At 69.5% G+C, this 12237-nt stretch carries 10 protein-coding genes and 1 pseudogene; 7 read left to right on the top strand and 4 right to left on the bottom strand.

Going from position 1 to position 12237, the window contains the following annotated elements; genetic code table 11:
• The first annotated feature begins 68 nt into the window (after positions 1-68).
• The 5 genes from AC3WT6_RS13395 (at position 69) to AC3WT6_RS13375 (ending at position 5504) form a co-directional block, all read left to right on the top strand.
• A complete protein-coding gene (locus AC3WT6_RS13395) occupies positions 69-1898 on the top strand; it encodes an alkaline phosphatase D family protein (RefSeq protein WP_492654102.1) in 1830 nt (609 codons plus the stop codon).
• A 46-nt stretch (positions 1899-1944) separates the two neighbouring features.
• A complete protein-coding gene (locus AC3WT6_RS13390; RefSeq protein WP_492654101.1) occupies positions 1945-2643 on the top strand; it encodes a peptidoglycan DD-metalloendopeptidase family protein in 699 nt (232 codons plus the stop codon).
• Complete coding sequence (locus AC3WT6_RS13385; RefSeq protein ID WP_492654100.1) at positions 2640-3014, top strand: cupin domain-containing protein; 375 nt, start codon at positions 2640-2642, stop codon at positions 3012-3014. Before AC3WT6_RS13390 ends, AC3WT6_RS13385 begins: the two co-directional genes overlap by 4 nt.
• Before the next feature lie 79 nt (positions 3015-3093).
• A complete protein-coding gene (locus tag AC3WT6_RS13380; RefSeq protein ID WP_492654099.1) occupies positions 3094-4791 on the top strand; it encodes a hypothetical protein in 1698 nt (565 codons plus the stop codon).
• A 218-nt stretch (positions 4792-5009) separates the two neighbouring features.
• Positions 5010-5504, top strand: a complete 495-nt coding sequence (locus AC3WT6_RS13375) for a tRNA-specific adenosine deaminase (RefSeq protein WP_492654098.1) — start codon at positions 5010-5012, stop codon at positions 5502-5504.
• Here AC3WT6_RS13375 and AC3WT6_RS13370 read toward each other — a convergent pair.
• The gene (locus AC3WT6_RS13370; RefSeq protein WP_492654097.1) at positions 5501-7435 is read right to left on the bottom strand and encodes a S8 family serine peptidase; all 1935 of its coding nucleotides are present in this window, start codon (positions 7433-7435) and stop codon (positions 5501-5503) included. The genes AC3WT6_RS13375 and AC3WT6_RS13370 overlap by 4 nt on opposite strands.
• Positions 7436-7640: 205 nt before the next feature.
• Here AC3WT6_RS13370 and AC3WT6_RS13365 point away from each other — a divergent pair, with 205 nt between their 5' ends.
• Together AC3WT6_RS13365 and AC3WT6_RS13360 are read left to right on the top strand one after the other, a co-directional pair.
• Positions 7641-8699, top strand: a complete 1059-nt coding sequence (locus AC3WT6_RS13365) for an SDR family oxidoreductase (protein ID WP_492654096.1) — start codon at positions 7641-7643, stop codon at positions 8697-8699.
• A gap of 19 nt (positions 8700-8718) precedes the next feature.
• A complete protein-coding gene (locus AC3WT6_RS13360; protein ID WP_492654095.1) occupies positions 8719-9297 on the top strand; it encodes a YybH family protein in 579 nt (192 codons plus the stop codon).
• Positions 9298-9494: 197 nt separating this feature from the next.
• On the opposite strand, the pseudogene mtgA reads toward AC3WT6_RS13360, so the two are convergent.
• From mtgA to AC3WT6_RS13345, 3 genes and pseudogenes are all read right to left on the bottom strand, one after another.
• Positions 9495-10136, bottom strand: a pseudogene (gene mtgA / locus AC3WT6_RS13355) (monofunctional biosynthetic peptidoglycan transglycosylase); the annotation flags it as partial.
• A 101-nt stretch (positions 10137-10237) separates the two neighbouring features.
• Positions 10238-11143: a patatin-like phospholipase RssA gene (gene rssA / locus AC3WT6_RS13350; RefSeq protein ID WP_492654201.1), complete on the bottom strand. Its 906-nt coding sequence runs from the start codon at positions 11141-11143 to the stop codon at positions 10238-10240.
• A 50-nt stretch (positions 11144-11193) separates the two neighbouring features.
• Complete coding sequence (locus AC3WT6_RS13345; protein WP_492654094.1) at positions 11194-12030, bottom strand: SDR family NAD(P)-dependent oxidoreductase; 837 nt, start codon at positions 12028-12030, stop codon at positions 11194-11196.
• Positions 12031-12237 lie beyond the last annotated feature (207 nt).

Genomic DNA, 12237 nt, shown 5'->3' with positions numbered 1-12237 from the left:
CCTCTGCAAAGGCACTGCCATAGTCGCTGACTAAGCTGCGCGGCCACCTTTCAACCCCGCGCATCGCCATGAGCCGTTCCCGCCGTCTCAGCCGACTGTTGGCGCCAGCCCGCTACAACCGCCGCGCGGTGTTGCGTGGTCTGCTGGCCGCCTCCGCCCTGCCGCTGATCCCGGCCTGCGGCAGCTCGACCACGGCGCCGACTCCTGGCCCCGCCACCGGCACGGCGGCCTTCAAGCACGGCGTCGCCTCCGGCGATCCGCTGCAGGATCGGGTGATGCTCTGGACCCGGGTATCCGGCCTCGACGGCAAGGTAGCCTTCGACTGGGAACTGGCGCTGGACCCTGGCTTTCAGCAGATCGTGCGTCACAGCGGCGACGGCTTGGACGTCAGCCAGCCGCGCCACACCGACGCCAGCCGCGACTACACCATCAAGGTGGATGTCGGCGGCTTGCAGGCGGGACAGAGCTACTACTACCGCTTCCGCATCGACGCGCTGTACTCGCCGGTCGGCCGCACCCGCACCGCACCGGCCGTAGGCGTCGAGCGGGTGCGCCTAGGCCTGGTGTCCTGCTCCAACTATCCCGCCGGCTACTTCAATGCCTACAAGGTGCTGGCGCGGCGGGACGTGGACGCGGTGCTGCACGTCGGCGACTACCTCTATGAAAGCGGCAATGCCGGCAGCATCGGCCGGCCGGCCGATCCGCCGCACGAGATCGTCACGCTCGCCGACTACCGCCAGCGCCACGCCCAGTACCGCGGCGACCCCGATCTACAGGAGCTGACGCGCCAGCATCCGCTGATTCCGGTCTGGGACGATCACGAAAGCGCAAACGACAGCTGGAGCGGCGGCGCCGACAATCACCAGGCGGACAGCGAGGGCGACTGGACCAGCCGCAAGCAGCGGGCGGCACAGGCCTACGACGAATGGCTGCCGATCCGCCTGCCCGACGCCCAGGACCGCCTGAAGATCTGGCGCCGCTTCGCCTATGGCGACCTACTCGACCTGTTCATGCTCGACACGCGATTGCAGCGCAACGCGGCGGCGACCGACACCTCGATCACCGGCACCGAGAGCTATGACCCCGAGCGAACCATGCTCGGCACCGAGCAACGCGAGTGGCTGCTGAGCGGCATGCAGGCCTCCAGCGCCGCCGGCGTGCCCTGGCGGCTGCTGGGCCAGCAGACCATGATGGCGCCGCACCGCAACGATCCCGATCCGCGCTACTCGCCGCTGCCCTATCTGCCGCCGGACATCGCCGAAGGCATGGGTCTGCGTCTGGGCGGTGGCAACGAGGGCGGCGACAACTGGGGCGCCTACGCCTACGAGCGCGACCTGCTGATGAAGACCTGGCGCGAGCAGGGCGTGGTGAACAACATCGTGCTGGCCGGCGACATCCACACCGCCTGGGCCTGCGACGTGGTGGAGGACGCCTACACACCGTTCAATCCGCTGACCCCGGCGCTCACCGGCGTACCCGGCTACAACGCCCTCACCGGCGAGGGTGCGGTGGCGGTGGAATTCACCTGCATGAGCGTCAGCTCCAACAACCTCGCCGACGACAGCCAGACCGCGCCACTGGCACCGCTGTACAACGCCGCCGTGGTGTTGGCCAATCCCAACATCCGCTACCACAACGCCGCCGCCCACGGCTTCGTGTTGCTCGACATCGACCGCGAGCGCGTGGTCGGCGAGTACTGGAACGTCGGCTCGGTGCTGACCGCGTTCGGCGACAGCGACGACGCCAGCCTCGACGCCGCCTGGCAGGTCCTGCACGGCGAGGCCGGTGCCAGCGGCAGCAATCATCTGGTGCGCGCCGACGGCGCTACCGCCGCCCGTGAGCCGCTGCCAGCACCGGCACCGGCCCAGCCGGCGAGCGCGACAGCCGCGGCGGCCTGAGCCTCAGCGCTCGCGGCCTGGCGACGCAGCCGCTAGGCTGCGGGCCATGAAGAATCGCTTGACCGAACTGCTGGCGCGCCTGCCCACCGCCAGTCCCCTGCCCTGGCCGCTGAACGCAAGAGCCGGCCTGCACCTGGACTTGAGCGAGAGCAACCCCGAGCTGCAGGGCTTCGATCCGGCCGACACGCCCGCCTTCTCGGCCTGGCTTGCCGCGCAACTGCGCGCTCACCGCGCCGACTACGCCATCGGCGGCTACGGCGAGAACCGTGGCCTCTATCGCCTGAGTCCGCACTTCAATGGCGACCTGGGCGAGCCACGCACCCTGCACCTGGGCGTCGACCTCTGGCTGGCCGCCGGCACCGCCGTGCACTGCGTGCTCGCCGGCAGCGTGCACAGCACTCGCGACAACGCCGTGTTCGGCGACTACGGGCCGACCGTGATCCTGGAGCACGAATATGAGGGGCAGCGCTTCCATACCCTCTACGGCCACTTGGCGCGGGCGACGCTGGAGCGCACGCGCCCTGGACAGCGCCTGGAGGCCGGCGAACTGCTCGGCTGGCTGGGCGAGCCGGACGAGAACCTGGGCTGGCCACCGCACCTGCACTTCCAGGTGATCGCCGATCTCGGCGGCCGGGTCGGCGACTATCCCGGCGTCTGCAAACCTTCGGAAGCGGCGCACTGGCTGGGCCTGAGCCCCGATCCCAATCTGCTGCTGCGCCTGGGCCTGCTGCGGGAGCCGGCATGAGCCACATCCACCGCGTCGACCCCGCCAGCGAGCGGCTCACCGAGGAGCGCTGCCACATCCTGGAGCTCGCCAATCACGCCGGCGACGAGGCGCTGTCGATCGCCCGTGCCCGCGTCGAGCCCGGCGTCTGCACCCGCTGGCACCGGCTGGCCGGGATCACCGAGCGCTACCTGATACTCGAAGGCGAGGGTCTGGTGGAGGTCGGCGAGCACGCGGCGCAGGCGGTCAGACCGGGCGACGTGGTGCTGATCGCGCCCGGCGAGCGGCAGCGGATACGGAACTCCGGCACTCGCGATCTGGTCTTTCTGGCGCTCTGCACGCCGCGCTTCCGCTGGGACGCCTACGAGGATGTCGATCCGGCGCCATTGTGAGGGGCGACGCCAGGGCGTATCGTCTTTCCGCCTTTCGAGTCTGTTCCCCGCCGGCCTTAAGCGCCGCGCCCCAAGAGCCATGCGCCTTTCCCTGATCCGCCTGTGCAGCGCCGTCGTGCTGAGCACCAGCCTCGCCGCCTGCAGCCATGATTCCGACCGCTTCGTGAAACCGGTGGCGACGCCGGTGGCCGGCGACACCGTGGTCGGGGCCGGTTCCCGCTACGACGACGGCTATCTGCGCATCTTCGTCAGCTCCAACCTCGATACCAACGGCCGCGCGCTGGACTTCGGCAAGGAGGGCCAACGGCCGGCGATGCTGCTGATCTCGGCGCGCTTCGGCAAGGGCACGGTGGCCAGCTTCGCCAGTGATACCGACCCGGAAATCCCGGTGCTGCTCTACGACGTGCAGGCCGGCAAGACCGTCAGCTCGGTGGTCAACAACGCCCTGCTCACCGAAGGCCTGCTGGTGGACCCGGAGTCGCTGTCGAAGTCGCCGCATCTGCAGATCTACGTGCGCGGCGTGCCGGCCGACAAGGCGCATTGGGTGAGCAATCTGCTGGCGATCGCCAACGACGAGCCGATCATGAAGCTGGGCCTGGGCTTCATCCCCGGCGGCAGTGCGGTGAACCTGCTCAGCACCCGCCTCGGCAGCCTGCTCAGCGAGGAGATCAAGTCCAGCAACAAGCCCTGGGAGGAAAAGACCCTGCTGGGCCTGCGTTCCGACCAGGGCCTGGCCGCCCTCGATGGCCGCCAGTTCGTGGTGATGCTCAATCCCAGCACCACCACGCTGGAGCCACCCTCGCCGGATCTGCGCCGCTGCCCGGTCGATCAGTCCCCTACCGGCCTCTGCAATGCCGACGGCAAGCCCTGGGCGCCGGCGCAGGCCTATGTGCGCTTCGAGCTGGATGTCAGCGACTACCGTTCGGTGAAGGATTTTCTCGGCATCGCCGTCTCCTGCGAGGCCGACGAGCGGGTCTGGGGCGAGTACCGGGCACTGATCGCCTCCGGCCAGCTGGCGCGCCGGCAGACCCAGTACGAACGGCATCTGCTCAGTCGCGGCGAACTGCTGCTGGCGATCCGCCGCGCGCAGGCCGACAGCACGCCCACACCCTATGTCGGCCGCCTGCTGTATTTCTCCCAGCAAGCCAGTCTGCTCGGCAAACCCGACGACGCCTACTGGGCCGAGCACTTCCGCGACCGCGCCAAGCAGCTCGACGCCTGCATCCGCAGCACCGCGATCAAGGGCCAGTCCAGCCTCGCCGGGCTCTGGGACGACAGCGGCGCAGTGTTCGCCCGCACCGCGGCCTACCCGGGCTGGCGCAGCGCGCTCACGGAAGTGCGCGGCGCCGATGCGCCGGTGCTGCGCGAGGCCGAGGACGAACTCGGCCGACTCAACCATCTGCTGGCGCTGGACGAGCTGCGCGGCCTCGACCGCCAGAGTCTGGAAAGCCTGCTGAGCCTGTCCAATCAGCTCAGGCAGATGCTGCTGCCGGCCTATGAGCGCATCGCCCAGCAGACGCTGGAAGCGGGCACTACGCCCGCCGAGGCGCGCATCGCCAGTCTCGATGCCCTGGCGCTGCGCAGCGCCTGCACCGATTGCTCCTCGCTGCTGCGCCAGCGCGCCGAGAGCCTGCGCGCCAGCCTGCGGCCACCGGAACCGCCGCCAGCACCGGCGACGACCGAGCCGGCAGTCCCCAACCCGGCAGTACCGGCGGCCGAGGCCACGTCCACATCGCCGGCCGCGGACAAACCCGCAGCCGAGGTCTCGGCGGGATAATCCTGTCCACGTCGGCTCATCGTTAAGGCGCAAGCCCGCATCACCTCCCCGGCCGCGACGCTACGCTGGCGTGGCCACGGCCGCTGCGGCATGCTGCCGCAGTGCAACCGCTCCACTCCCGAACCGCCACCGCAGCCACACTGACGATCACCCTGCCGCGCTGGTTGCAGGACGAGGTCGCCCGACAATCGGCCGCGTTGCCGGAGCCTGCGGCGCGGATGGCCTGGGTCGTCGACGCGGCGCGGCGCAATGTCGAAGAGGGCAGCGGCGGCCCGTTTGCGGCGGCGGTCTTCGAATGCGACAGCGGCCGGCTGGTCGCCGCCGGCGTCAATCTGGTGCTGAGCGGCGGCCTGTCGCTACTGCACGCCGAGATGCTGGCCTTGGCATTCGCCCAGCGGCGCTGCGGCACGCACGATCTCGGCGCCGCCGGCCTGCCGGCGCATCAGCTGGTGACCAGCAGCGAGCCCTGCGCGATGTGCTACGGCGCGCTTCCCTGGTCGGGCGTGCGGCAGCTGCTGATCGGCGCCCGCGCCGCCGACGCCGAAGCGATCGGCTTCGACGAAGGGGCCAAGCCGCGCCAGTGGCGCGCCGCGCTGGCTTCGCGCGGCATCACTACCGTCTGCGACCTGCACCGCGACGCGGCGCGGCAGGTACTGCGCGATTACGCACAGCGCGGCGGCGCCATCTACAACCCGCGGCAGGAATCCTCCTAGCGCCGCCGCAGACGGCTCGCCGCAAGCAGCAACAAGCTGGCCCAGCCCAGAGCACCACCGCCGGATTCCTCATTGCCACCCGTACCGGCGCCCACCGCGGTCACCAGCGTCGGCGCGGCGGCCGGGCTGACCTGATCGGCCTCGGTGCTGCCCGTCAGGCTGTAGCTGCCGGCCTGTGTCGGACTCAGCTCCAGGCTCAGGCTCCACTCCTCGCCCGGCGCCAGCGTGGCGTGGCTGAAGCTCAGCGCCTGGCCCTCGTTGGCGCTAGGCGCCTCGGAGGAGGACTTCAGGCTCAAGCCGCTGGGCAGCGTCAGTTTCAGCAGCGCGTTGCTGACGTCGATCTTGCCGCCGGCCGGCTGGCTGAGCTTGAACACGGCGGTATAGCTGCCGCCGCTGGCAACACTGCTGGGCGCCGTTGCCTGCACCGACAGTTGCGGACGCGCCAGCACCGCGGCGGCGGCGTCGATGCGGCCGTAGCCGAAGATATTGTTGGGAATGGTCGCGGCATCGGTGCCGCCGCAGGTGGAAGCCGTGTTGCTGGTCTTCACATCGGGATTGGCGGTGCGCTCGATCAGCGCGCGAATGTCATCGACGCGACCGATCAGGCGCGGTTCGGCGGACATGATCAGCGCCACCAGGCCGGCGACATGCGGGCCGGCCATGCTGGTGCCGCTGATGGTGTTGTAGTCGCCGTCGTTCCAGGCCGAGCGGGTAGCGACGCCCGGCGCGGTGACATTCGGCTTGGTGCGCAAGGAGAGGTCGGTGAGCACCGGGCCTAAGCTGGAGAAATCCGCCATCTCGTCGCCGACATCGCTGGCACCGACTGAGAACGAGGACTCGTACACCGCCAGCGGAAAGGCCACCGTGCCGCAGACGCCGCCATTGCCGTCGTTGCCGGCCGACACCACCTGCACGATGCCGGCGGCCTTGATGGCGTCATTGGTGGCCTGCAGCAGCGGCGGCACGCAGCCTTCGGCGCAGCCCCAGGAATTGTTCACCACGTCCGGCGCCATCGCCGGATCGGCGGCCGCGGTATCGGTGCCCGGATACGGCGCCAGCGTCCACTCCATGCATTCCATGTAGGTGGGGATGGTGCCGACGCCGACCACCGGGTCGAGCAGCGAGCGGCAGGCGATCCACTTCGCCGCCGGCGCGACGCCGACCTGATTGTCGCCACCGTCCCAGCCGACCATGGTGCCGGTGGTGTGGGTGCCGTGGCCGTTGGAGTCGCAGGGCACGCTGGTGTCGGTGCAGAACAGATCGATCCCGCCGAAGGCGTTGTGCCAGTTGTAGTCGTGATTCGCCGCGCTGCCGTCCCAGCCCCGGTACTGGTTCTTCAGCGCCGGGTGGTCCCATTGCACGCCGATGTCGTGATCGCCCACCACCACGCCCTGGCCCTTAAAGCCCAGGGCCCAGACCTCCGGCGCGCGGATCAGCGCCACCCCCGGTTCGACGCTGCCGCCCAGGGCCTTGGCGAGGTCGAAGCTGGCTACGGCCGCCGTCGCGCGCGGCGCCGGGCGCGGCGTATCGACGAAGCGGGCGATGCCCGCCGGCAGTTGCTGGCTGAGCTGGTTGTCGATCTTGTAGAGCTGCTTCACCGGCGCCAGCGCCGCCAGCGCCTGCAAGTCGGCCAAGCTGCCGCGCGCGCTGATCGCATTGGCGATCCAGTAGGCGCGGTGCTCCAGCCCCCGCGCCCGCAACTGCGCCAGCACCGGCGCCTGGCTACGCTCCGCCGTCGCACGCAGCGCCTGCATCACCACCCGCCCCTTGTCGGCGCGGGTTTTCTGGGCGTCGGCGGCGGAAAGGTCGGCCTGCTCCTCGAACCAGATCAGGAAATCGGCCTGGCCCGCCGACTGCACCGCGCTCAGCAGCGCCGGCTCGATCTTGGGGCTCACGGCGGCCTGGGCGGAGGCAAAACCTGCCGTCAGCATCAGGACAACAACCAGCTTCAACACAGCAGCCTGTGACTTCATCGGCGCTCCTAGCAACATGTCGGTGACGGGCGCGGCGCGAGGGCCGCGAGGTGGCAGAGGGAATTTTCCCAGCCGGATAAAGGCCGTACAGGCACGGAATGGGCCAATTTCCGGCAACATAGAAGCAACGACCGCGCCCTTCCGCGGTTGACCAGGGCACTCCATGCAAATCGACAAGACCAAGCCGGTGCTGGTCACCGGCGGCAACGGCTACATCGCTTCCTGGCTGGTGAAATACCTGCTGGAAGACGGCATCGACGTCCACGCCACCGTGCGCGATCCCGGCAACCAGGCCAAGGTCGGCCACCTACTCAAGGCCGCCGCCGGCGCCAAGGGCAAGCTGACGCTGTACAAGGCCGACCTGCTCAGCGAGGGCGCCTACGACGCCGCCATGCAGGGCTGCGAGTTGGTGTTCCATACCGCCTCGCCGTTCGTCATCAAGGGCCTGAGCGATCCGCAGAAAGATCTGGTCGACCCGGCGGTGAAAGGCACCCGCAATGTGCTGGAGGCCGCCAACCGGGTGCCCAGCGTCAAGCGCGTGGTGCTCACTTCCAGCGTGGTGTCGATCTATGGCGACGCGGTGGACATGAGCCAGCTGGGCCTGAAGACCTATACCGAGGCCTACTGGAACACCAGCAGCTCGGTCGATCACCAGCCCTACAACTACTCCAAGGTCGCCGCCGAGCGCGCCGCCTGGGACATCGCCAAGGCGCAGTCGCGCTGGGATCTCCTGACCATCAACCCCGGCCTGGTACTGGGGCCGTCGCTGACCAGCGCCAGCGATTCCACCAGCCTGAGCACCATCCGCGAGCTTGCCGACGGCACCCTGATGACTGGCGTGCCGGACATGGAATTTGGCCTGGTGGACGTGCGCGACGTCGCCCTCGCCCACATCAAGGCCGGCTACACCCCCAACGCCAGCGGCCGCCACATCGCGGTCTCCACCTCGGTGACCATGTGGCAGATCGTGCAGATCCTGAAAGCGCGCTTTGGCCGCGGCTACCGCTGGCCGCTGATGGTGGCGCCCAAGGCCATCGTCTGGCTGATCGCCCCATTGCAGGGCTACAGCCGCCGCTTCATCAGCGGCAACGTCGGCTGGCCACTGAAGTTCGACAACAGCTACACCCGCAAGGACCTCGGCATGGAGTTCCGGCCGGTGGAAACCACCCTCAGCGAGCACTTCCAGCAGATGCTGGACGACGGCATTCTCCAGTCACGCTAAAACCTGCAACGCCTCTTCCATGATCCGAATCCTTTCGTGCGGCGCGCTGCTCGCCGCCTCGCTGCTCAGCGCCTGCGCCAGCGCGCCCAAGTCCACCGCCTACTTCCTGCCCGACCAGGTGCGGGAAACCGAGCGCGCCTTCGCCCAGACCATGGCCGATCGCGACTTCTCCGCCTTCACCCGCTTTCTGGCCGAAGACGCAATCTTCTTCGACGGCGACAACTCCACCCGCGGCAAGCAGCGCGTCGCCCAAGCCTGGAAGCCCTATTTCGAGGGGCCGCAGGCGCCGTTCTCCTGGGAGCCGAGCGTGGTCGAGGTCGCCGCCACTGGTGATCTGGCGCTCAGCAGCGGCCCGGTGCGTGACGCCAACGGCAAGACCATCGCCCGTTTCAACACCATCTGGCGACTGGTCGCGCCGGGCGAGTGGCGGGTCGCGTTCGACAAGGGCACCGAGGTCTGCAACTGTGAGCCCAGGATCAGCACCCAGGCCGTGGTGCCCACCGCCCCCACGCAGGCGCCGGTCGAGCTGCCGATGCCGATCGAGCCGGAACCACTGCCGATGCCCGCGCCCCTGGACTTCGCGCCGGCCGGCAACTAGGGCTCCGGCGGCACCGGAACCGGCTGTGGATCGGCCTCGGGCGGGGGTTCCGCCGGAGTCGCCGGGACCGGCTGGGGCTCGACCGCCACCGGCATCGAGGGCGCATCGTCGCGATCCGCTTCCAGCTCGGTCGGCGGCTCCGGCTCCGAGTCGGGCTCTGCGTCCACCTGCGCAGGGGCGCGCAGCCCATAGCCCATCTGCCTCTGCACCCAGGCGGCGCGCCTCTGCACATAGGGGCCGGGCTTGCTGACGCTCCAGCGGCGCGGGCTGGGCAGTACTGCCGCCAGCCGCGCCGCCTCGGCGGCCGTGAGTTTGGCGGCGGGCTTGCCGAAGTAGCGCTGCGAGGCCGCCTCGACGCCGTAGATGCCCGGCCCGAACTCGGCGATGTTGAGGTAGACCTCGAGGATGCGCTCCTTGCCCCAGAGCGCTTCCAGCAGCACGGTGTAGATCGCCTCGATGCCCTTGCGGAAGTAACCGCCGCCCGGCCACAGGAACAGGTTCTTGGCGGTCTGCTGGCTGATGGTGGAGGCGCCACGGACGCGCTTGGACTTGCGGTTGTGCGCCTGCGCCTTCTGGATCGCCTCCAGATCAAAGCCCGAATGCACCGGAAACTTCTGATCCTCGGCGGCGATCACCGCCTGCCCGGCCACCTTGGCGATGCGCTCCATCGGCACCCATTGATAGCGCACCGGCCGCACCGGGCTTTGCAGCATGAAGGCGCTGGTCGGCGGCGGCAGCCACTTCAGCACCAGCACCGGCAGCAGGAACACCGCCAGCAGCAATAGCCCCAGCCGGAACAACCAGCGCAGAGGGCGGAAGGAAGAGCGGCGTTTGGGCACGGAGGGCGCGTGGACGTATAGGGGCTGGCGCCGCGCTCAGCCAGCGCGGCGGCGCGATAGTGCCGGCTCGCCACCACGAGCGCCAGCCAGCGCGCGCCCGCTCATACGCGGTTGCGGGTCCAGGCGCGCAGTTCCGCCTCGTGGCGCTGCACCAGCCGCCGCCCCTCTTCGATGGCCTCGTTGGCGCGATGGAAGTCCATCAGCGCGAAGTCCTCCAGATGCGGGATCAGGGTGATTTCCGGCGGGTCGCCGGCCATGCGGCTGCGGGTGAGGCGGTCCTGCATGATGTTGACGCTGGCGGCGATCACGTCGAAGAAGCTGGGGTTGTGGCCATCGCCTTCGAAGCGCGCCATCACCCGGCTCCAGAAGCTGCGCTCCGGCGTCTCGTTCTTGTCCTGCGCCTCGCGTTCGGCCTCCTCGCGGCCGGCGCGCGACAGATGCGCGCCGACCAGCTGGGCATTGAGGTTGACCGCGATCACCACGTCCGCGCCCAGCGCCCGGCAGGCGGAGACCGGCACCGGGTTGACCAGGCCGCCGTCGAGCATCCAGCGGCCCTCGTGCTTCACCGGCGAGATCACCCCCGGCAGCGCGCAGGACGCCCGCGCGGCGCTGAGCACCGGGCCGTGGTCGATCCAGATCTCGCGGCCACTGCGCATTTCGGTAGCGACGCTGACGAAGCGCTGGCTCAAGCTCTCGATATCGGGATTGGGATGGTGGCCGGTGAAATAGCCGAACAGCTTCTCGCCCTTCATCACGCCGCCGGAGAGCGTGAAGTCCATCAGCCCCACCACGTCGCGGACATTGAGCTTGCGCACCCAGTCCGTGAATTCCTCCAGCTGGCCGGAGACGTAGACCGCGCCGACCAGGGCACCGATCGAGGTGCCGGCCACCACCTCCGGCCGCAGGCCCATGGCCTCCAGCTCCTGGATCACGCCGATGTGCGCCCAGCCGCGCGCCGAGCCGCTGCCCAGAGCCAGGCCCAGCACCTCGCGCTGGGGTGCCGCCACCTTGACAGCGGGCGCGGCGACCCGGGTGCCAGTCTTGCCAGATTTCTTCTTCAAGGCTGCTCGCCGGAGGCCTGCAGCTTGTCGCGCAGCTTCTCCAGCCGCCGCCGGTAGAAGCCGGCCAACAGCCGCAGCGCCGGTGCCGGCATCGCCACCGTCGCCAGCTGGAAGCCCAGCGCCAACGTCGTGGTGCGCCGCGCCGGGCGCTCGGCGATGGCCTCGACGATCCAGGCGGCGGCCTCGGCCACCTCCATCTGCGGCAGGTACTTGTAGACCGCGGTGGGCGCGGTCATCGCAGTCTTCACCAGCGGATAGTTGATGCTGGTGACGTGCAGGCCCTTCTCGGCCAGTTCGATGCGCAGCGAGCGCGAAAAGGCGTCCAGCGCCGCCTTGCTGGCCTGGTAGGCGGCAAAGCGCGGCGTGGTCATCAGCGCCGCGACGCTGGAGATGTTGATGACCTGGCTCTCGCCCTGCGCCAGCAGCAGCGGCAGCAGGCCGAGCGTCAGGCGCACCACCGCCAGGTAGTTGAGCTGGATGGTGCGCTCGAAATCGTGCGGCCGGTCCAGGCTCTCCAGCAGCGGCCGGCGGATCGAGCGGCCGGCGTTGTTGACCAGCACGTCCAGGCCAGTCAGCTCCTTGCGCAGGCGCGCCACCAGGGCATCGACCTCGGCCGGCTCGGCGAGATTGCAGGGGTAGATGCGCGCCGAGCCGCCGCCGGCGCCGATGGCCTGCTGCACCCGCCGCAGTTCGTCCTCGCGGCGCGCCACCAGCAGCAGCCGGGCGCCGCGCGCGGCCAGCTGCTTCGCGGCCTCCTCGCCAATGCCGCTGGAGGCGCCGGTGATGAGCACGGTCTTGCCGCGGTAGGGATCGGTGGGAGCGGACTTGGCCATGCGCGGCGGCTCTAATAAGGGAGCAAACGCCGGCGGCGTGCCGGCACCCACAGACTGGGCGGAGGCGCGGCGCTTTTCAAGCGGGTTGTCGCTGCTCAACCCGAGCCGGTCGCAGGCCGATGCCCGGCTCGAATACCCGCCCCTTTCCCCTGCCCCTCTCACACCAGGGGAGAGTGGTTTCCATGGGTTAATGGCCAAGAAAAACCC

Source organism: Stagnimonas sp. FW305-C-60 (genome assembly GCF_058782965.1).
Note: the sequence above shows the minus strand (reverse complement) of the source record. Positions and strands in the feature narration are given on the sequence as shown.

What these genes read in the sequence shown, in the direction of transcription:
- AC3WT6_RS13395 (WP_492654102.1), top strand. Translation starts at nt 69, where the DNA reads ATGAGCCGTTCCCGCCGTCTCAGCCGACTGTTGGCGCCAGCCCGCTAC.
- AC3WT6_RS13390 (WP_492654101.1), top strand. Translation starts at nt 1,945, where the DNA reads ATGAAGAATCGCTTGACCGAACTGCTGGCGCGCCTGCCCACCGCCAGT.
- AC3WT6_RS13385 (WP_492654100.1), top strand. Translation starts at nt 2,640, where the DNA reads ATGAGCCACATCCACCGCGTCGACCCCGCCAGCGAGCGGCTCACCGAG.
- AC3WT6_RS13380 (WP_492654099.1), top strand. Translation starts at nt 3,094, where the DNA reads ATGCGCCTTTCCCTGATCCGCCTGTGCAGCGCCGTCGTGCTGAGCACC.
- AC3WT6_RS13375 (WP_492654098.1), top strand. Translation starts at nt 5,010, where the DNA reads ATGGCCTGGGTCGTCGACGCGGCGCGGCGCAATGTCGAAGAGGGCAGC.
- AC3WT6_RS13370 (WP_492654097.1), bottom strand. Translation starts at nt 7,435, where the DNA reads ATGCTGACGGCAGGTTTTGCCTCCGCCCAGGCCGCCGTGAGCCCCAAG.
- AC3WT6_RS13365 (WP_492654096.1), top strand. Translation starts at nt 7,641, where the DNA reads ATGCAAATCGACAAGACCAAGCCGGTGCTGGTCACCGGCGGCAACGGC.
- AC3WT6_RS13360 (WP_492654095.1), top strand. Translation starts at nt 8,719, where the DNA reads ATGATCCGAATCCTTTCGTGCGGCGCGCTGCTCGCCGCCTCGCTGCTC.
- AC3WT6_RS13345 (WP_492654094.1), bottom strand. Translation starts at nt 12,030, where the DNA reads ATGGCCAAGTCCGCTCCCACCGATCCCTACCGCGGCAAGACCGTGCTC.